This is a genomic window from Proteus sp. fly-1013, assembly GCF_040140245.1.
In the GTDB taxonomy this organism is placed as follows: Bacteria; Pseudomonadota; Gammaproteobacteria; order Enterobacterales; family Enterobacteriaceae; genus Proteus; species Proteus mirabilis_B.
The window spans coordinates 332,305-351,942 of sequence record NZ_JBEEWD010000004.1 but is presented as its reverse complement, the minus strand read 5'-3'; the positions used below and the strand labels follow the sequence as shown (position 1 = coordinate 351,942).

General features: G+C 41.0%; 16 protein-coding genes. 14 read left to right on the top strand and 2 right to left on the bottom strand.

Going from position 1 to position 19,638, the window contains the following annotated elements; all coding sequences use genetic code 11:
* The first annotated feature begins 725 nt into the window (after positions 1–725).
* From ABN236_RS10360 to nuoN, 13 genes are all read left to right on the top strand, one after another.
* On the top strand, positions 726–1,178 hold the full coding sequence (locus ABN236_RS10360; RefSeq protein ID WP_036912633.1) for an NADH-quinone oxidoreductase subunit A: 453 nt from the start codon (positions 726–728) through the stop codon (positions 1,176–1,178).
* A gap of 17 nt (positions 1,179–1,195) precedes the next feature.
* Positions 1,196–1,870 carry a NuoB/complex I 20 kDa subunit family protein gene (locus tag ABN236_RS10355; RefSeq protein WP_004243697.1) on the top strand — a complete coding sequence of 225 codons (675 nt, stop codon included), beginning with the start codon at positions 1,196–1,198 and terminating at the stop codon, positions 1,868–1,870.
* Between the two features lie 76 nt (positions 1,871–1,946).
* Positions 1,947–3,743, top strand: coding sequence for an NADH-quinone oxidoreductase subunit C/D (gene nuoC, locus ABN236_RS10350; protein ID WP_088495124.1), 1,797 nt, complete (start codon positions 1,947–1,949; stop codon positions 3,741–3,743).
* A 2-nt stretch (positions 3,744–3,745) separates the two neighbouring features.
* On the top strand, positions 3,746–4,291 hold the full coding sequence (gene nuoE, locus ABN236_RS10345; protein WP_349473922.1) for an NADH-quinone oxidoreductase subunit NuoE: 546 nt from the start codon (positions 3,746–3,748) through the stop codon (positions 4,289–4,291).
* Positions 4,288–5,652, top strand: a complete 1,365-nt coding sequence (nuoF, locus tag ABN236_RS10340) for an NADH-quinone oxidoreductase subunit NuoF (RefSeq protein WP_088495125.1) — start codon at positions 4,288–4,290, stop codon at positions 5,650–5,652. Before nuoE ends, nuoF begins: the two co-directional genes overlap by 4 nt.
* Before the next feature lie 53 nt (positions 5,653–5,705).
* On the top strand, positions 5,706–8,438 hold the full coding sequence (gene nuoG / locus ABN236_RS10335) for an NADH-quinone oxidoreductase subunit NuoG (protein WP_194950821.1): 2,733 nt from the start codon (positions 5,706–5,708) through the stop codon (positions 8,436–8,438).
* Positions 8,438–9,415, top strand: a complete 978-nt coding sequence (gene nuoH / locus ABN236_RS10330; protein WP_194950820.1) for an NADH-quinone oxidoreductase subunit NuoH — start codon at positions 8,438–8,440, stop codon at positions 9,413–9,415. Before nuoG ends, nuoH begins: the two co-directional genes overlap by 1 nt.
* Positions 9,416–9,429: 14 nt before the next feature.
* Positions 9,430–9,972 carry an NADH-quinone oxidoreductase subunit NuoI gene (gene nuoI, locus ABN236_RS10325; protein WP_006533299.1) on the top strand — a complete coding sequence of 181 codons (543 nt, stop codon included), beginning with the start codon at positions 9,430–9,432 and terminating at the stop codon, positions 9,970–9,972.
* A gap of 12 nt (positions 9,973–9,984) precedes the next feature.
* Positions 9,985–10,518, top strand: a complete 534-nt coding sequence (gene nuoJ, locus ABN236_RS10320) for an NADH-quinone oxidoreductase subunit J (RefSeq protein WP_194950819.1) — start codon at positions 9,985–9,987, stop codon at positions 10,516–10,518.
* Positions 10,515–10,817 (top strand): NADH-quinone oxidoreductase subunit NuoK, encoded by a 303-nt coding sequence (gene nuoK / locus ABN236_RS10315; RefSeq protein ID WP_023581731.1) that lies wholly within the window; start codon positions 10,515–10,517, stop codon positions 10,815–10,817. Before nuoJ ends, nuoK begins: the two co-directional genes overlap by 4 nt.
* The gene (gene nuoL / locus ABN236_RS10310; protein ID WP_165122930.1) at positions 10,814–12,649 is read left to right on the top strand and encodes an NADH-quinone oxidoreductase subunit L; all 1,836 of its coding nucleotides are present in this window, start codon (positions 10,814–10,816) and stop codon (positions 12,647–12,649) included. Before nuoK ends, nuoL begins: the two co-directional genes overlap by 4 nt.
* Positions 12,650–12,668: 19 nt before the next feature.
* Entirely contained in the window at positions 12,669–14,198 is a 1,530-nt protein-coding gene (gene nuoM, locus ABN236_RS10305) for an NADH-quinone oxidoreductase subunit M (protein WP_270753823.1), read from the top strand.
* A gap of 6 nt (positions 14,199–14,204) precedes the next feature.
* On the top strand, positions 14,205–15,674 hold the full coding sequence (nuoN, locus tag ABN236_RS10300) for an NADH-quinone oxidoreductase subunit NuoN (protein ID WP_109401836.1): 1,470 nt from the start codon (positions 14,205–14,207) through the stop codon (positions 15,672–15,674).
* Between the two features lie 61 nt (positions 15,675–15,735).
* On the opposite strand, the gene ABN236_RS10295 is transcribed toward nuoN, so the two are convergent.
* On the bottom strand, positions 15,736–16,782 hold the full coding sequence (locus tag ABN236_RS10295; RefSeq protein ID WP_349473921.1) for an alpha-xenorhabdolysin family binary toxin subunit B: 1,047 nt from the start codon (positions 16,780–16,782) through the stop codon (positions 15,736–15,738).
* Positions 16,783–16,797: 15 nt separating this feature from the next.
* Complete coding sequence (locus tag ABN236_RS10290; RefSeq protein ID WP_349473920.1) at positions 16,798–18,009, bottom strand: alpha-xenorhabdolysin family binary toxin subunit A; 1,212 nt, start codon at positions 18,007–18,009, stop codon at positions 16,798–16,800.
* Positions 18,010–18,218: 209 nt separating this feature from the next.
* Between ABN236_RS10290 and ABN236_RS10285 the strand changes: the two genes are divergently transcribed.
* Positions 18,219–19,550 (top strand): isochorismate synthase, encoded by a 1,332-nt coding sequence (locus ABN236_RS10285; protein ID WP_349473919.1) that lies wholly within the window; start codon positions 18,219–18,221, stop codon positions 19,548–19,550.
* The last annotated feature ends 88 nt before the right edge of the window (positions 19,551–19,638 follow it).

Genomic DNA, 19,638 nt, shown 5'->3' with positions numbered 1-19,638 from the left:
GGATAGTGATGAATAATGATAAACGGGAATAGATGCAATAAAGTGCATTTATTTCCGTTTTTTTATTGCCTTTTTTTGAAATAGTAACACTGTGTTAATAATTATGTTGTTTTATGTATTTATCTTTGTGACATTTCATTCCATAACTACCTTAACTGCTTGTTAAAAAAATGTTTACCTTCCCCCTTGGTTAATCACTTGTAGGATTTGTTAACAAATAAAAAGATTGTCTAGGTTTTAAGAGAATAAAAAAGTAAATCTAAGCGGATATTTGACCTCCTCCACAATATTAGAAAGTTAATTTGTTAAAATTTGGATAAATTTTAAACTGATTAAGTATTTTTTCGACTATTTTGTGAGTTTGATCAAGAAAATAAGGCACATTTGCCTGTGTTGAGTCAGGTTTTTCCTGAGATACTGGTGTAGTAAAATCGAATTATCGGTTAGACTAAGCGTGTTAGCATAAAGTTTGTCGGTTGACTGACACGTTTTAGCATTAGCCAGTAATTGGGTGTTAAAAATGAGTGTTAAATTTGTTAAATCGCGATAGAAAACTGAGTGATTTGTCGCAAAGTTTTCTAAAAAAGAAGAAAGGTATAAATAGACTGTTATTATTTCTTTAATTAGCAAGTCTGTTTAATTCGCCTTTTTTTTCGTAATTAGAAATGTGGTGTAAACCGCCGGATAAGAGTTGGTTAATTGACACCACCTTTGATGAGTAAGCAATGAGTATGTCTACAACCACCGAAGTTATCGCCCATCATTGGGCATTTGCTGTCTTCCTCATAGGCGCATTGGGGTTATGTTCGCTCATGTTGTTGGGTGCCCGCTATTTAGGCGGACGCGCACAGGCAAGGGCAAAGCATGTTCCTTATGAATCTGGTCTTGATTCTGTTGGCAGCGCTCGTCTGCGCATGTCAGCTAAATTCTATTTAGTTGCCATGTTTTTCGTTATTTTCGATGTTGAAGCACTGTTTCTTTATGCCTGGGCTGTTTCCGTTCGTGAAGTTGGCTGGTTAGGCTTTATTGAAGCGTCAGTCTTCATCGCTATTTTATTAGCTGGATTATTCTACTTGGTTCGCATAGGCGCATTAGATTGGACGCCTGTTCGCTCTCGCCGTGAAACTGCGAGTAAAAGCCATGTTCGATTAACCAGCGGCAAACATCCGCAGCAGTAATAAGCGAGGCATTAGAAATGGATTATACGCTCACCCGCATAGATCCGAACGGTGAGAATGACCGTTATCCCCTGCAATCACAGGAAATTGTCAGTGACCCATTAGATGCTCACGTTCATCGCAGCGTGTATATGGGAAAACTGGAACATGCGTTGCATGACGTTGTGAACTGGGGACGGAAAAACTCTTTATGGCCATATAACTTTGGTCTTTCCTGTTGTTACGTTGAAATGGTGACGTCATTTACGGCTGTGCATGACGTGGCTCGTTTTGGTTCAGAAGTATTACGTGCATCACCTCGTCAAGCTGACTTTATGGTGGTTGCGGGTACTTGTTTTACTAAGATGGCGCCCGTTATTCAACGTTTATACGACCAGATGCTAGAGCCTAAATGGGTTATCTCTATGGGGGCATGTGCAAACTCTGGTGGTATGTACGACATCTACTCAGTAGTGCAAGGTGTTGATAAGTTCATTCCAGTTGATGTGTATATTCCTGGATGTCCACCACGCCCTGAAGCTTACATGCAAGCACTGATGTTATTACAAGAGTCCATTGGTAAAGAACGTCGCCCATTATCATGGGTTGTCGGCGACCAAGGCGTCTACCGTGCCAATATGCAATCAGAACGAGAAAGAAAACACGGTGAACGTATCGCAGTGAAAAATCTGCGTACTCCTGACGAAATTTAAAGGCTTTTGCCTAAGACGTAACCAGAGCAATGTGTTGCGATCATAGTAACCCTGATCAAAGTTGTGGTGAATAGAAATGACCGATCAGATAGCGCAAAAAGGCGCTCGGCCAGCGTGGGAAACGACCGATCATATTGATGATCAGGTGGTTAATGAACTGCGTCAGAAATTTGGGCCAGATGCGTTTACGTTCCAGCCTACTCGTACTGGCATGCCAGTTGTTTGGGTAAAGCGGGAACAACTTATTGAGGTAATGCTATACCTCAAATCTTTACCAAAACCTTATGTCATGCTGTTTGATATGCATGGTTTTGATGAGCGTCTTCGTACGCATCGTCAAGGCTTGCCAGCAGCAGACTTTTCCGTTTTCTATCATCTGATATCAATCGATCGTAATAAAGATATTATGTTGAAAGTCGCATTAAGTGAAAATGATCTTAATGTTCCGACTATCACATCCATCTTTCCTAACTCGAATTGGTATGAGCGTGAAGTCTGGGATATGTTTGGGATTGTCTTTAATGGGCATCCAAATTTACGCCGTATTATGATGCTTCCTGATTGGGAAGGTCATCCACTGCGTAAAGATTATCCAGCTCGTGCGACAGAGTTCGATCCTTATGTGCTGACAAAGCAGAAACAGGATCTGGAAATGGAATCGCTGACATTTAAACCTGAAGAGTGGGGGATGAAACGCGGTACTGAGAATGAGGACTTTATGTTCTTAAACCTTGGTCCTAACCATCCATCATCTCACGGTGCATTCCGTATTATTCTTCAGCTTGATGGCGAGGAAATCGTCGACTGTGTGCCTGACGTGGGTTATCACCACCGCGGTGCTGAAAAAATGGGTGAGCGCCAATCTTGGCACAGCTATATTCCATACACAGACCGAATCGAATACCTCGGCGGATGCGTTAACGAAATGCCTTATGTACTTGCAGTGGAAAAACTTGCCGGTATTGAAGTGCCTGAACGCGTTAAAGTCATTCGTGTCATGCTGTCAGAGCTATTCCGTATTAATAGCCACTTGCTGTATATCAGTACCTTTATCCAAGACGTTGGTGCAATGACACCGGTGTTCTTTGCCTTTACTGACCGTCAGAAAGTTTACAACATCGTTGAAGCGATTACCGGATTCCGTATGCACCCTGCATGGTTCCGTATCGGTGGTGTTGCTCATGACTTACCTCGCGGTTGGGAACGCTTATTACGTGAATTCTTAGATTGGATGCCAAAACGTCTAGATTCTTACGTAAAAGCAGCACTGCAAAACAGTATCTTGAAAGGTCGTACTATTGGTGTTGCCTCATATAATGCTAAAGAAGCATTAGATTGGGGTGTGACAGGTGCAGGTCTTCGTTCAACAGGCGTTGAATTTGACGTCCGTAAATGGCGTCCATATTCAGGTTATGAAAACTTTGAATTTGAAATCCCTGTTGCAAGTAATGGTGACTGTTATGACCGTGTAATGCTGAAAGTAGAAGAACTACGCCAAAGCTTACGTATTCTGGAACAGTGCTATAAAAATATGCCAGAAGGGCCATTTAAAGCAGACCATCCACTGACAACGCCTCCACCAAAAGAGCGTACATTACAGCATATCGAAACCATGATTAACCACTTCTTACAGGTTTCATGGGGCCCTGTTATGCCTGCTAATGAATCATTCCAGATGGTTGAAGCCACTAAAGGGATCAACAGCTATTACTTAACCAGTGATGGCAGCACAATGAGCTACCGCACACGTATTCGCACGCCAAGCTTTGCTCACTTGCAACAAATCCCAGCGGTTATCCGCGGTAGTCTGGTTTCTGACTTGATTGTGTATCTGGGAAGTATTGATTTTGTAATGTCGGATGTGGATCGTTAATCATGCAAAATGAATTAAACCAAAAAGATGATGCAGTGCAGATCGAAATCGTTGATGTCACGCATTCAAAGAAAGCAACGTTTGTTTTAACTGAAGAAGAACGTGCTGAAATTGAACAAGAAAAACATCACTATGAAGATCCGCGTGCAGCCTCTATTGAAGCACTGAAAATTGTGCAAAAGAACCGCGGTTGGGTTGAAGACGGCGCAATTTATGCGATTGCGGATGTTCTTGGGATCTCTGCAAGCGATGTTGAAGGCGTTGCTACGTTCTATAGCCAAATTTTCCGTCAACCCGTTGGCCGTCACATTATTCGTTTTTGTGACAGCGTGGTTTGTCATATTACAGGTTATCAAGGCATTCAGGCAGCAATTGAAAAGCACCTTAATATCATTCCTGGTCAAACTACACCAGATGGTCGCTTTACGTTACTGCCAACCTGCTGTTTAGGTAATTGTGATAAAGGTCCTACCATGATGGTAGATGACGATACTCACAGCTTTGTTAAACCTGAAGAGATTGAAACGTTACTGGAGCAGTATCCATGACAGCAATTTCAGGAGCAAAACCGATTATTCGTAGCGCAGAAACGCACCCGCTAACGTGGCGCTTACGCGATGATCGTCAGCCTGTATGGTTGGATGAATACCGTGCTACAAACGGTTATAAAGCGGCAGAAAAAGCATTAAAAGGTATGTCACCGACGGAAGTGACCACTGAAGTTAAAGATGCTGGTCTAAAAGGTCGTGGTGGTGCTGGATTCTCAACAGGCTTGAAATGGAGCCTGATGCCAAAAGATGAAAGCATGAATATCCGTTACATCCTTTGTAACGCAGATGAAATGGAGCCGGGTACTTACAAAGACCGTCTCTTAATGGAAGAACTTCCACATCTGTTAATTGAAGGGATGATCATCGGCGCTCACGCACTGAAAGCTTACCGTGGTTATATTTTCCTTCGTGGCGAATATATCGAAGCGGCTAAGAATTTACGCCATGCCATTGAGGAAGCAAAAGCAGCAGGCTTTCTTGGCAAAAATATCTTTGGCTCGGGAATTGACTTTGAACTGTTTGTTCACACGGGTGCAGGTCGTTACATCTGTGGTGAAGAAACAGCATTAATCAACTCATTAGAAGGTCGTCGTGCTAACCCGCGCTCTAAACCTCCATTCCCTGCAACATCAGGTGCATGGGGTAAACCAACTTGTGTCAATAACGTTGAAACATTGTGTAACGTGCCAGCGATTATTGAACACGGCAAAGATTGGTATATCGGCTTAAGTGAAGGTAAAAGCCCAGATGCGGGTACTAAATTAATGGGATTCTCGGGGCGCGTGAAATTTCCGGGCTTATGGGAATTGCCATTTGGTACAACAGCGCGTGAGATCCTTGAAGATTACGCAGGCGGTATGCGTGATGGTCTTAAGCTGAAAGCATGGCAACCGGGTGGCGCAGGTACTGACTTCTTAACGGAAGATCACCTCGATCTCCCAATGGATTTTGGCACGATTGCAAAAGCAGGTAGCCGTTTAGGTACAGCGCTTGCGATGGCGGTAGATAATGAAATTAATATGGTTTCATTAACCCGTAATTTAGAAGAGTTCTTTGCTCGTGAATCTTGTGGCTGGTGTACACCTTGTCGTGATGGCTTGCCATGGAGTGTCGAAATCTTACGTGCGATAGAAAATGGTAAAGGTCGCCCTGGTGATATCGAAACACTTGAGCATTTATGTCGTTCTTTAAGTCCGGGACACACATTCTGTGCTCACGCACCGGGTGCAGTAGAACCTTTACAAAGCGCCATTAAATATTTCCGTGAAGAATTTGAGGCTGGCATTATTCAAGAAGATTATACCAATGCCAACTTGATCAGAGGTATTCAGCCTAACTTGCTGAAAAGCCGCTGGTAATTTTTCACGACACATTCTAGGTTTAACGCCTGCTGTGCAGGCCTTTGGGAAGCATGCTGACTATGGCTACGATTCATGTAGACGGCAAAGAATATGAAGTTAACGGGGCTGATAACCTGTTAGAAGCCTGTCTTAATTTAGGCTTAGATATTCCTTATTTTTGCTGGCACCCAGCGCTGGGAAGCGTTGGCGCTTGCCGCCAGTGTGCGGTGAAGCAGTATCAAAATGCTGAGGATACCCGCGGTCGTTTAGTGATGTCTTGTATGACGCCGGCGACTGATGGCACGTTTATCTCTATTGACGACGAAGAAGCGAAGAAATTTCGTGAAAGCGTTGTTGAATGGTATATGACAAACCATCCTCATGACTGTCCAGTTTGTGAAGAAGGCGGTAACTGCCACCTTCAAGATATGACGGTAATGACAGGTCATACTATGCGTCGCTATCGCTTTACGAAGCGTACACATAGAAACCAAGATCTGGGACCGTTTATTTCTCATGAAATGAACCGTTGTATTGCTTGTTACCGCTGTGTTCGTTACTACAAAGACTATGCTGATGGTACTGATCTTGGCGTCTTTGGTGCCCATAACAACGTATTCTTTGGACGCGTTGAAGATGGCACATTAGAGAGCGAATTCTCGGGTAACTTGGTTGAAATTTGTCCAACAGGTGTGTTCACTGATAAAACTCACTCATCACGTTATAACCGTAAGTGGGATATGCAGTTTGCACCAAGTATTTGCCAAGGTTGTAGCATGGGTTGTAACACAAGCCCAGGTGAACGCTATGGTGAATTACGTCGTATTGAAAACCGTTATAACGGGACTGTAAACCGCTATTTCCTCTGTGACCGTGGTCGTTTTGGCTATGGTTATGTGAATTTAGCAAGCAGACCTCGTCAGCCTAAAAAACGTTTAGGCAGTAACTGGTTAGAAATTAATGCTGTTCAAGCAACTCAAGCCGCTGCAGATATGCTGAAGAAAAGCCAGCGTATCGTAGGTATTGGTTCTCCGCGTGCAAGCATTGAAAGTAACTTTGCATTACGTGAAGTTGTTGGTGCTGAAAACTTCTATAGCGGTATCTCTGCATCAGAGCAAAAACGACTGACATTAATGTTAGATATTTTACAAAAAGGTGGCGTTCATACCCCATCTCTACGTGAAATTGAAGATTACGATGCTGTTTTAGTGTTAGGTGAAGATTTAACACAAACCGGTGCTCGTATGGCATTGTCTGTACGTCAAGCCGTGAAAGGTAAAGCGCGTGAAATGGCAGCCGCTCAAAAAGTAGCTGACTGGCAAATTGCTGCGATTATGAATATCGGACAACGTGCAAAATATCCGCTGTTTGTCACTCATGTTGATGAGACCCGCCTTGATGATGTTGCTGCATGGAGCTACCGCGCACCCGTTGTTGATCAAGCGCGTTTAGGTTTTGCGATTGCCAATAACATTAACGGTGAAGCACCTGCAGTTGATGGCATTGATGAAGCGCTGAATAAACATATCGAGATGGTTGTTCAAGCACTTTCTCAAGCGAAGAAACCATTAATTATCAGTGGTAGTCATGCAGGTAGCGAAGACGTTATCAAAGCAGCTGCTAACATTGCGTTTGCATTAAAAGCAAAAGGTAATGAAGTAGGGCTTTCTTTCGTTGCTGATGATGCAAATAGCATGGGTCTTGCCATGATGAATGCACAACCACTTGATGATGCATTAAAAATGATGCGTAGTGGTCAAGCTAACACGGTTGTTGTAATGGAAAACGATTTATATCGCCATTACGATGCAGACGTGATTGATGATGCGATTGCTAAAGTTGATAACGTTATTGTTATCGACCACCAGCAAACAGACATTATGGCGAAAGCACACCTTGTTCTCCCAGCTTCTTCATTCGCTGAAAGCGATGGAACCATGGTGAGTCAAGAGGGCAGAGCACAGCGTTACTTCCAAGTTTTCGAACCTTCTTTCTATAACAAAGAAGTGGTGATGCATGAAAGCTGGCGTTGGTTGAGTGCTGTTGATTCTCAATGGCATGAAAGAACGTTGGATTGGACACAGTTAGACAGTGTTATCGAGCATTGTGCAACCAGTCTTCCTCAGTTTGCTGGCATTGTTGATGCTGCACCGAATGCATCATTCCGTATTCGTGGACAGAAACTGGCTCGTGAACCGCATCGTTATAGTGGTCGTACTTCTATGTTGGCAAATGTGTCTGTTCATGAACAGCGTCAACCAAAAGATATCGACACGCCATTTGCGTTCTCAATGGAAGGTAATAACAGCCCAACAGCACCTCGTCAGCAAATTCCATTTGCATGGGCACCGGGTTGGAACTCACCTCAAGCATGGAATAAATTCCAAGCAGAAGTGGGTGGCAGCTTACGTTTTGGCGATCCGGGTGTGCGCTTAATCGAATGTGGTGATAATACACTTGGCTACTTCACTGATATTCCTGCGCCATTTAATGCACAGAAAAATCAATGGACTGTCGCACCTTGCTACCGTTTATTTGGTAGTGAAGAGTTATCACAACGCGCTGAAGTTATCCAATCTCGTATGGAAACTGCTTATTTAACATTGAGTGAATCTGATGCACAGGCATTAGCGTTAACTCAAGGTCAGCAAGCGATGTTTACTTACGAAGGCCGTGAATTCACCTTACCTGTGAAAATCAGTGCTCACCTGACTCAAGGTCAAATTGGCTTGCCGTTAGGTATGGCAGGTATTTCTCCATCGCTGGTGGGTGTATCGGTTCGTCAACTGCGGGGTATTGCATAATGAGCTGGTTATCTCCTGAAGTTACAGAGATTTTACTCACCGTTTTAAAAGCCGTCGTGATCTTGCTTGTCGTGGTCACTTGTGGTGCTTTTATGAGTATGGGGGAACGCCGTTTACTGGGTTTATTCCAAAACCGTTATGGGCCTAACCGTGTAGGTTATGCAGGTTCAGCGCAGCTAATTGCGGATATGATCAAAATGTTCTTTAAAGAGGACTGGATCCCGAAATTTGCTGACCGCTTTATCTTCACCATTGCGCCAGTGATTGCGTTTTCATCTTTACTGCTGTCATTTGCAATTGTACCTGTTAGCTCAACATGGGTTGTCGCTGACTTAAACATCGGTATTTTGTTCTTCTTGATGGTTGCCGGTATTGCGGTGTATGCCGTGTTATTTGCAGGCTGGTCAAGTAATAACAAATATTCACTGTTAGGTGCAATGCGTGCATCAGCACAAACCGTAAGTTATGAGGTGTTCTTAGGGCTCTCAATCTTAGGTGTTGTTGCACAAGCAGGCTCTTTCAACCTGACTGACATCGTAAACTCACAAGCAAATGTGTGGAATATCATCCCACAATTCTTTGGCTTTATTACGTTTGCGATTGCAGGGGTTGCTGTTTGTCACCGTCACCCATTTGACCAACCTGAAGCAGAGCAAGAGTTGGCTGATGGTTATCACATTGAATATTCTGGTATGAAATTCGGTTTATTCTTTGTTGGTGAATATATCGGTATCGTTGCGGTATCGGGTCTTATCGTGACGTTATTCTTTGGTGGTTGGCAAGGTCCTTTCTTACCGTCATTCGTTTGGTTTGCACTGAAAACAGGATTCTTCATGATGATGTTTATCCTTATTCGTGCCTCGTTACCGCGTCCGCGTTACGACCAAGTGATGTCTTTCGGTTGGAAAATTTGCTTACCGTTAACGCTTATTAATCTGCTGGTAACTGCTGCAGTGATACTTTACAACGCTCAATAAGGGGTGATTGAACCATGACTTTAAAAGAGTTATTGACTGGTTTCGGCACCCAGGTACGAAGCATTTGGATGATTGGCTTACATGCCTTCGCCAAACGCGAAACACAGATGTACCCGGAAGAACCTGTCAATGTTGCACCACGTTATCGTGGACGTATTGTGTTGACGCGTGATCCTGATGGTGAAGAGCGCTGTGTTGCTTGTAACTTGTGTGCAGCAGTCTGTCCAGTAGGCTGTATTTCATTACAGAAAGCAGAACATGAAGATGGTCGTTGGTATCCGGAATTTTTCCGTATCAACTTTTCTCGTTGTATCTTCTGCGGTTTATGTGAAGAAGCTTGCCCAACAACGGCACTGCAATTAACGCCTGATTTCGAAATGGGTGAGTTTAAACGTCAGGATCTGGTTTATGAAAAAGACGATCTGTTGATTTCTGGACCTGGCAAATATCCTGAATATAACTTTTACCGTAAAACAGGTATGGCGATTAACGGCAAAGACAAAGGTGATGCGGATGATGAAGCTAAACCTATCGATGTCAAAAGCCTGTTACCGTAAGGAGCGATATTCATGGAATTTGCATTTTACATCGCGGGGCTGATTGCCATCCTTGCAACATTGAGAGTTATCACTCATACCAATCCAGTACACGCATTGTTGTACTTAGTGATTTCATTGATTGCGCTCTCTGTGGTTTTCTTCTCGTTAGGCGCTTATTTTGCTGGTGCATTAGAAATCATCGTTTACGCTGGCGCCATTATGGTGTTGTTCGTTTTCGTGGTGATGATGCTCAACTTAGGTAAATCCGTCGTTGATCAAGAGAAAAAATGGCTACAACCGAAGTTTTGGATTGGGCCGGCACTTTTATCTCTCACTTTACTTGTGGTGTTAGTGTACGCCATCAGTACTGTGACTCACGGCGAAATTGCTGGAGATGTGATTGGCGCGAAAGAGGTCGGTATTAGCTTATTTGGACCTTATATTCTGGCTGTTGAGTTAGCATCTGTTCTTCTATTGTCTGGGTTAATAGTTGCTTATCACATTGGTCGTGATCAGAGCCATGACGATCTCGTCGAAAACGAAAACGCAGGGGAGCAAAAATGATACCTCTTCAACATGGTTTGATCTTGGCTGCGGTACTGTTTGTGTTAGGTTTTACCTGCTTAGTACTTCGCCGCAACCTGTTGTTTATGTTGATCGGACTAGAAATTATGATTAATGCGGCTGCGCTGGCATTTGTTGTCGGTGGTAGCTTTTGGGGTCAAACGGATGGTCAGATAATGTATATTCTGGCAATCAGCTTGGCAGCGGCAGAGGCAAGTATTGGTCTGGCATTGTTGTTACAGCTTCATAGACATCGCCAAAATATCAATATCGATACAGTCAGTGAGATGCGCGGATGAATATACTCTATTTAACCATTCTGCTACCACTGCTGGGATTCTTACTGCTTGCTTTCTCACGTGGTCGTTGGTCTGAAAACGTATCAGCATGGATTGGTACAGGTTCTGTTGGTTTATCTGCCCTTGTTGCATTTTGGGCTGGTATGGATTTCTTTGCTAACGGGCAAGAAACTTATGTTCTGACTTTATGGAACTGGATGTCAGCAGGGAATTTCAATATTCCGTTTACACTGGTTCTTGATGGTCTTTCATTAACAATGCTGGGTGTTATCACTGGCGTTGGCTTTCTTATTCATATGTATGCATCTTGGTATATGCGTGGCGAAGAAGGGTATTCTCGCTTCTTTGCTTATACCAACTTATTTATCGCAAGTATGGTCGTCTTAGTACTGGCTGATAATATGATGCTGATGTATATGGGTTGGGAAGGGGTTGGTTTATGTAGTTACCTGTTAATTGGTTTCTATTATAGCAATCCTGCCAATGGCGCAGCTGCGATGAAAGCGTTTATCGTAACGCGTATCGGTGATGTGTTCTTAGCTATCGGTATGTTTATCCTGTTTGACCAATTAGGTACATTGAGCTTCCGTGAAATGGCAGTACTTGCTCCTGAGCAATTAGCAGTGGGTTCAAGTGTCATTAACTGGGCAATGTTAATGGTATTAGGCGGTGCAGTAGGTAAATCAGCACAGCTTCCATTACAAACTTGGTTAGCCGATGCAATGGCAGGTCCAACACCTGTATCTGCATTAATTCACGCCGCAACCATGGTCACGGCGGGTGTGTACTTAGTCGCACGTAGCAATGCGCTATTCTTAATGGCACCAGAAGTACTGGAATTGGTCGGCATTATCGGTGCAGTCACATTAGTGTTAGCGGGCTTTGCAGCTTTAGTACAAACAGATATCAAACGTATTCTTGCTTATTCAACCATGAGCCAAATTGGTTATATGTTCTTGGCTTTAGGCGCTCAAGCATGGGATGCGGCAATTTTCCACTTAATGACTCACGCTTTCTTTAAAGCATTACTGTTCTTATCAGCAGGTTCGGTGATTGTTGCCTGCCACCACGAGCAGAATATCTTTAAGATGGGCGGATTACGTAAGAAGATCCCATTTGTTTATGCCTGTTTCCTAATTGGTGGTGGCGCATTAGCGGCATTACCGCTGTTAACAGCAGGGTTCTTCAGTAAAGATGAAATCTTATGGGGTGCGTATTCAAACGGGCATTTTAACTTAATGCTTGCAGGTTTAGTTGGCGCGTTATTTACGTCACTTTATACCTTCCGTTTGATTTTCATCGTATTCCATGGTGAAACCAAAACCGAAGCACACCAAGTTAAAGGGTTTACTCATACTTTCCCATTAGCGGTATTAGCACTGTTATCAACATTTATCGGTGCGTTAATTACTCAACCGTTAGGTGCTGTTTTCCCTGAAGGAAACGCATCGCACGATGGTAAATATGTGTTGGAAATTCTTTCTGGTGTGGTAGCGATAGTAGGCGTTGCCATTGCAGCATGGTTATACCTAAAACAGCGTCAATGTGTTTCTAAGGTTGCCAATACTCGCACAGGCCGTTTCTTCTCAACATGGTGGTTCCATGCTTGGGGATTCGATGCGCTGTATGAAGTGCTGTTTGTCAAACCTTATAAAGGGGCGGCGTGGCTTATCCAGAATGATCCTGTTAACCAATTCTTTAATTTATTTGGTTGCCTGCTTAAAGGTACCAATAAAGGATTAAGTTTCAGTGAGAATGGATTAGCACGTTGGTATGCGGCTTCTCTCGGTTTAGGTGCAGTGCTGGTCATCGCTCTGCTGCTTCTGGTTTAATTAAGGGACACATTGCGCCATGTTATTACCCTGGCTAATACTTATTCCCTTCATCGGTGGCCTGCTAAGTTGGCAGGCTGAACGAATCGGCTCGCAAGTCCCTCGCTGGGTTGCGTTGCTGACGATGGGATTAACACTCGTTATTTCTGTGCAACTTTGGTTGCAGGGCGATTATCAACTACTTAGTGCTGATGGAGCACCACGCTGGACAGAGTATTACTTTGTGCCGTGGATCCCTGCTTTAGGGATTAATATCCAATTTGCACTTGATGGTATGTCATTACTGATGACTGTATTAACTGCGATTTTAGGTATCTTAGCGGTACTTTCATCGTGGAGTGAAAATCAGCCATCACAAGGTGCTTTCCATTTTAACCTGCTGTGGATCTTAGCAGGTGTAATGGGTGTATTCTTAGCGACTGACCTGTTCTTATTCTTCTTCTTCTGGGAAATGATGTTGATCCCAATGTATTTCCTAATTTCTTTATGGGGACACAAAGGAAGTAGCGATAAAAAACACGTTAGTGCGGCAACAAAATTCTTTATCTATACACAGGCAAGTGGCCTGTTAATGTTGCTGGCCATTATCGGTCTTGCGGTGGCTTTCTACCGTGAAACAGGTATTTGGACGTTTAACTACGATACCTTATTACAAGCACATACGGTTTTAAGCTCTGAACTACAATTTATCCTGATGTTAGGTTTCTTCGCTGCATTTGCAGTGAAAATGCCAATTGTTCCTGTACATGGCTGGTTAGCAGATGCTCACGCAGAAGCACCAACAGCAGGCTCTGTTGACTTATCAGGTATTTTGCTAAAAACAGCAGCTTACGGCCTATTACGTTTTAACTTACCGCTCTTCCCAGAAGCGTCAGCATTACTGGCACCTGTGGCGATGTGGTTAGGTTTAATTACTGTATTTTATGCAGCATTACTGGCATTTCGTCAGACAGATATTAAACGTCTTGCGGCTTACAGTAGTATTTCTCACATGGGCTTTATCGTAATTGCGATTTATGCCGGCTCTGTATTGGCTTACCAAGGTGCGATTATTCAAATGATCACCAATGGTTTGTCAGCAGCAGGTCTCTTTATCATGTGTGGCATGCTGTATGAGCGTTTAGGTACGCGTGATATGAACCAAATGGGTGGATTGTGGAAAAGCATCCGTTTCTTACCAGCGTTTTCATTGTTCTTTGCGGTTGCCTCTTTAGGTATGCCAGGAACAGGTAACTTCGTTGGTGAGTTTATGATCCTGTTTGGTACTTATGGTCACTTTAAGCTGATCACGATTATTTCGGTCTTTGGTTTAGTTTTTGCTTCTGTCTACGCATTGTGGATGATGCAACAAGCTTACTATGGTTCACCGAAAACAGCTGAAAGAACCTATAAAGGGTTAGATCTGAGAGAGTTCTTTATCCTGATCACATTGGTTGTTTTATTGGTTATCTTGGGCTTCTTCCCTCAACCAGTATTAGACACATCAATATCAGCGATGGAAAATCTCCAGACTTGGTATTCCGCTTCTATTTCAACAGTAAGGCCGTAATTCGCCATGACAATAACTCCTGAACAATTGATCGCAATGCTACCGCTATTGATCGTCGGATTGACGGTGGTGGTTGTGATGCTGTCCATTGCGTGGCGACGCGATCATTTTACTATTGCCACTTTGACAGCAACAGGTTTCATCATTGCGCTGGGATCACTCTATTACGTTAATGCATTAGGCGTAGTGGACGTTACCACGCTTTACCATGTTGATGGATACTCTAGCTTCTTTACCGCGCTAGTGATCCTTTCTGGTATTGGAACTATTGCTTTTGCTTATCCTTGGTTAGAAGGCTATCAAGATAACAAAGAAGAGTTTTATTTGCTGATTGCGATTGCGGTTATTGGGGGGATCTTACTCTCTTCCGCTCACCACTTCGCATCAATGTTTATTGGTATTGAATTACTGACATTGCCACTGTTTGGTCTTATCGGTTATGCATTCCAACAACGCCCATCACTGGAAGCAGGTATTAAATATATGCTGCTTTCGGCAGCAGCATCTTCTTTCTTACTGTTTGGTATGGCACTTCTCTATGCAGAAGCAGGAAACCTCTCCTTTACTGCAATGGGACAAAGTTTAAGTGATAGCAATATCCATAAACCATTAGTACTTGCAGGTTTAGGTATGATGTTAGTGGGGATTGGATTTAAATTATCGTTATTCCCATTCCAACTGTGGACACCAGATGTTTACCAAGGCGCACCAGCACCAACAGGCGCATTCTTAGCGACAGCAAGTAAGATTGGTATTTTTGCTGTTGTTATGCGTTTATTCCTTGAAGCACCCGCAGCAGATAGTGAAACCTTACGAATGATCTTAGGTTTCATGGCAATTGCCTCTATCTTGTTTGGTAACATCATGGCATTAACGCAAAAGAGCGTGAAGCGCTTACTGGGTTACTCTTCAGTATCGCACCTTGGTTATCTGCTAGTAGCATTAATTGTATTGCAATACAGCCCTGTATTAGCACAAGAAACAGCTGAAATTTATTTAGCGGGTTACTTGTTTGCAAGCTTAGGGGCGTTTGGTGCTATTGCAGTAGCTTCAAGTCCTTATCGTGAGAGCGAAATGGATTCACTGGAAGACTACCGCGGATTATTCTGGCGTCGTCCTGTGGTTGCTGTGGTGATGTCACTGATGATGTTATCACTGGCAGGTGTACCAATTACATTAGGCTTTATTGGTAAACTGTATGTCATCATTGCAGGTATCAGCTCAAGCTTGTGGTGGTTAACTGGCATGGTTGTGTTAGGTAGTGCGATTGGCTTATTCTACTATCTACGTGCTGCGGCTATTGTCTTTTTACGCAAACCAGACAATGACAACACTCCTGCAATTTCAACAACATCACAAAATATGGCGACATTTGTTGCGCTAATCTGTGCAATTGTTGTTATCGCATTAGGTGTGTGGCCACAACCACTTATTGAATTAACTAATTTTGCGATTATTGCTCCAGCAGTAAATTAATCGACATTATTAGATAATAAGATAATAAAACGGCTCTGTAATACAGAGCCGTTTTTTTTAGTTAAGGCGTATTGCTGTTTAGCTTTTCCGACGTATCGTAATATAAAGAAAAATCATCTAAGAATAAAAATAGAGGAATAATAATATCTTCTGTTAATAAAATATTATTTTTTAACTCGTAAAACTGTAAATTAATATTATTCCAATATTTATTTAATTGTTCTAGTTGTTCAATAAACACTCTTAGGTAATAGTCGATATCAATTAGTTTATAGTAGTGTTTTAGAACAAATAGGGCATTTTGTTTTTTGTTTCTTAATTGATTAAGTTGTTTAATTTGTTCTAGGTAATTTGCCGTTAACTGGTGACGCGTTTCAACTATTTTAGTATAAGAAAAACCATGACTTAAAGTTGAAAATAAATTATTAAGTATTTCTATCAATGAAGATAGCAGGTTTTTTTCTTTAGGTTCAATATTAAGTCCTTCAATTTCTGATTTTGACGGAATAGAACCTTTGAAAAGATCGAAAAAATGTTTTTTATTTAAGATATCTTCACTCTCTCGAATAATATCCAGTTCTTTCTTTGTTTTTTCTGAATCAATCTCTAAGGTTAAAATGCTTTTTGTTAATTGATTAATTGAATCCTTTTTATCAACGATAAAGGGGGTGACCTTATGAGTGATAAACTGTTTTTTAAGTTGCTTTATTTCAGTTGATAGAAATAAATTATGTTCACTAATTATAGTACTTGTTTCGTTTATCTCGTTTAGATATATATCTATGATCTCTTTTTTTTCTACTTCCAGTTTGAATTTTAACTCTACATTAAGAGCTTCTTTTTTTATCTCTTCATCAATTTCATTAATAGTTTTAAATATATCATTAAGTAGTTTTTGTCTTAGCCTGCTTTTAAGTAATAAAGAAAAATAAATAATACTCTCAATGTTTTTATTGTTTTTATCTAAAAATAAGGATAGTTCATTGTCAAAGTCATTATTCATATAACATTTATTATTACTTAAATGAAGAATGTTTCGATATGCATGAAAGAGTTTATTATGCTCGAAAGATATTTCTGAAATGATGAGAGTTTCATGATTATTCATAACAATTTCCTTTTGTTAATTTGAGGAGTAAAAAGAAGAGAGAGCACTATCGAAAGAGAATAAGATCTCTTTTGAATAACCAATGACCATATACCAAGGTGAGATGATCTTTTCTAAATAAATACTAAATTTAATAAGCTCTAATGCATTGTTTATTTTATTGAAATTATTAATTGATGCTTCTATCTCTGTTAATATGGCTTGCCAAACATACTCAATATGCTCTAGTGCCATATTTGTATCTTCAATAAGCTGTTCTATTTCTTCCAGTTCAATATAAAGTGAATTTAAATGTAGTGATAGATTGGTATAAATATCTATCTCTTTATTGAGGTTTTTTACTTTATCGATCAATTGATTTCTTTTTTTACGAATATTTTCAGCTTTCGCACCAAAAATTCCACCTGTAATAATAACGCCGATAATGCCTGCGGCAAGTCCTGTAAAAGCAAGCGCAACATAACTTTTATATTCTTCTCTGAGTATTGATATATCTTCAATCAGTAAATCACGTTCGTCACTTAATAACACATTATTTTTATCATAAAATTCATTTATGAGTCTTTTTTTATTAATAATTTCGTGATAGATAGAGTGATGAGCAATATTTTGACTATCTTTTCCTCCCATGATTTTACTTCTGAATGTGGATAAACTCTCTTTGAGTTTAAGTGTTTTATCTCGCTCAATTTCAATATCTTCTTTCATACTTTCCAATATATGAATAAGTTGAATAGAAACTTGTTTATCTTGAGAGGTATATTTGATGTTGATTAACTCTTGCTCAGAAAGATCATGCATGGTTGTTGATATTTTAGTAAGTAACGGCATTTGATTAATAAAGGAAATAATATTTTCACCTGTAGAAGTAATTTCTCTACCAATAATTTCTAAATCAATGGCTTGCTGTTTTATTGAATATTCTATTTTATTCCATTCGAGTGCATGCTCTCGCATTTTGATAAAAAGAGATAAAATATTTTCGGGTGAAAGTTGTTGTGTGCTTATTTGGTTGTAACCAATAAAATCTATTACATCATCTAATTTGTAAGGAAGTGAAAGTGCTTTATTAATATAAGTTTTTATCTTAATTAAATCAGGAGAAGTCACAATACCCGGTAATCGACCATTTTCGATATCTATTCCTAATATTAAACCGAGTGCAACTTTAGGAACATCGGGCGCTTCGATAAATTTATCTACTTGTTCAAAGATGGTTGTATCCATATAACCCCTCTTATGTATAATGTTTTTCGTCTATACAATTCAGCCTTAAAATGATTTGTTCACGATTTAAGTTTTTAGATTAATGCATCTACTTTGTAACATGAAAAATACAAAACTTTGATAAATGACAAAGGTTATAATTAATCAACCCTTTGATAATTTGTATAGAGACGTATAATCTCCCTTTTAATTAGTTGTGGGTATTTGGAGTGGAAAAGGTTAATCCTGTGTTTTCGACACTGTACGAAAAAGTTAAAAATATAAATCTGACAGCACAAGGTAATCTTTTACATTTGAAAGTCACCTTGCCATCAGAGGTTTCATTTTCATTGCTCTCATGGCTTGCTGCACAGTCGTATTATCCCCAATTTTATTGGCAACATCGCGATGAGCATGAAGAAGTCGCCGCTTGTGGGCAATTACGCTGTTTCAATCATATTGAAGATGCTTGCCAATTTTTAGGCTTACACCATAGTGATGTAAATAGTGATGATGTGCGTATCTGGGGCTTAAATGCGTGGGATACCATTATTCCAGGTCGTATTGATAAAATAAAAGGCGATGATGCCTATCTTTTTTTGCCTCGCATTGAGATTAGACGCCACCAGCAACAGCTTTCTGTTCATCTAAATATGTTGGATGAAGGTGATAAGCAAAAAACATTAGATTTTCTGCAAACATTAAATCAAGCCGTAGAAATTGAACCGCTTTCTGTTTCTGTTACTCATGTTAATCACTCTTTAACGCAAGAGCAGTGGACTCACTATCTCAATATTGCCTTAGATGAAATTAGCCAAGGTTTATTTGAAAAAGTTGTCCCTGCAAGAGCGACATGCTTAACGCTGGATAACCCACTGAAAGCGATCCAATTTATGAAGGCGAGCCGTGATGTTAATCATCATTGCTATCACTATATGCTGGCGTTTTCACCTTCAGATGCATTTATGGGATCGACACCAGAAAGATTATATAAGCGTGATGAGTTGATGCTTTATACCGAAGCGTTAGCGGGTACAGTAGCGAGTTCTGATAATGAACAACAAGCCACTAAATTTGCAGATTGGTTGATGAATGATAAAAAGAATCAGCATGAAAATCTGGTTGTAGTTGATGATATTTGTCAACGATTACAAGGTGGAGTTGACGGTATCGATGTGTCACCCGCAGATGTTATCCGGTTGCGTAAAGTGCAGCATCTTCGTCGCTATATACATGGTAAATTAATTGATTCTGATGATATCGATTGCTTAAAACGATTACAGCCAACAGCCGCCGTATGTGGCTTACCAAGAAGTGTCGCGCGCGCATTTATTCGTAAGCATGAACCTTTCGAGCGTCGTTGGTATGCGGGCTCTGCGGGATATTTATCTCTTCCTCATGCAGAGTTTGCGGTTAGCTTACGTTGTGGTGAGTTGCATGATGATGCATTGACTTTATACGCTGGTGCAGGCGTCGTTGCAGGCTCAGATCCTCAGCAAGAGTGGACTGAAATCGAGAATAAAGCGGCAGGTTTACGCACATTGCTGGAAAAAGAGAGTTAATTTCTTACAGATAATCTCAGTTTGAATAAATAACATCAGCGTAATAATCAAAATTTGATGAGTAGTTTTTTAAAGTCAGTTATTTAGT

What these genes read in the sequence shown, in the direction of transcription:
- ABN236_RS10360 (WP_036912633.1), top strand. Translation starts at nt 726, where the DNA reads ATGAGTATGTCTACAACCACCGAAGTTATCGCCCATCATTGGGCATTT.
- ABN236_RS10355 (WP_004243697.1), top strand. Translation starts at nt 1,196, where the DNA reads ATGGATTATACGCTCACCCGCATAGATCCGAACGGTGAGAATGACCGT.
- nuoC (WP_088495124.1), top strand. Translation starts at nt 1,947, where the DNA reads ATGACCGATCAGATAGCGCAAAAAGGCGCTCGGCCAGCGTGGGAAACG.
- nuoE (WP_349473922.1), top strand. Translation starts at nt 3,746, where the DNA reads ATGCAAAATGAATTAAACCAAAAAGATGATGCAGTGCAGATCGAAATC.
- nuoF (WP_088495125.1), top strand. Translation starts at nt 4,288, where the DNA reads ATGACAGCAATTTCAGGAGCAAAACCGATTATTCGTAGCGCAGAAACG.
- nuoG (WP_194950821.1), top strand. Translation starts at nt 5,706, where the DNA reads ATGCTGACTATGGCTACGATTCATGTAGACGGCAAAGAATATGAAGTT.
- nuoH (WP_194950820.1), top strand. Translation starts at nt 8,438, where the DNA reads ATGAGCTGGTTATCTCCTGAAGTTACAGAGATTTTACTCACCGTTTTA.
- nuoI (WP_006533299.1), top strand. Translation starts at nt 9,430, where the DNA reads ATGACTTTAAAAGAGTTATTGACTGGTTTCGGCACCCAGGTACGAAGC.
- nuoJ (WP_194950819.1), top strand. Translation starts at nt 9,985, where the DNA reads ATGGAATTTGCATTTTACATCGCGGGGCTGATTGCCATCCTTGCAACA.
- nuoK (WP_023581731.1), top strand. Translation starts at nt 10,515, where the DNA reads ATGATACCTCTTCAACATGGTTTGATCTTGGCTGCGGTACTGTTTGTG.
- nuoL (WP_165122930.1), top strand. Translation starts at nt 10,814, where the DNA reads ATGAATATACTCTATTTAACCATTCTGCTACCACTGCTGGGATTCTTA.
- nuoM (WP_270753823.1), top strand. Translation starts at nt 12,669, where the DNA reads ATGTTATTACCCTGGCTAATACTTATTCCCTTCATCGGTGGCCTGCTA.
- nuoN (WP_109401836.1), top strand. Translation starts at nt 14,205, where the DNA reads ATGACAATAACTCCTGAACAATTGATCGCAATGCTACCGCTATTGATC.
- ABN236_RS10295 (WP_349473921.1), bottom strand. Translation starts at nt 16,782, where the DNA reads ATGAATAATCATGAAACTCTCATCATTTCAGAAATATCTTTCGAGCAT.
- ABN236_RS10290 (WP_349473920.1), bottom strand. Translation starts at nt 18,009, where the DNA reads ATGGATACAACCATCTTTGAACAAGTAGATAAATTTATCGAAGCGCCC.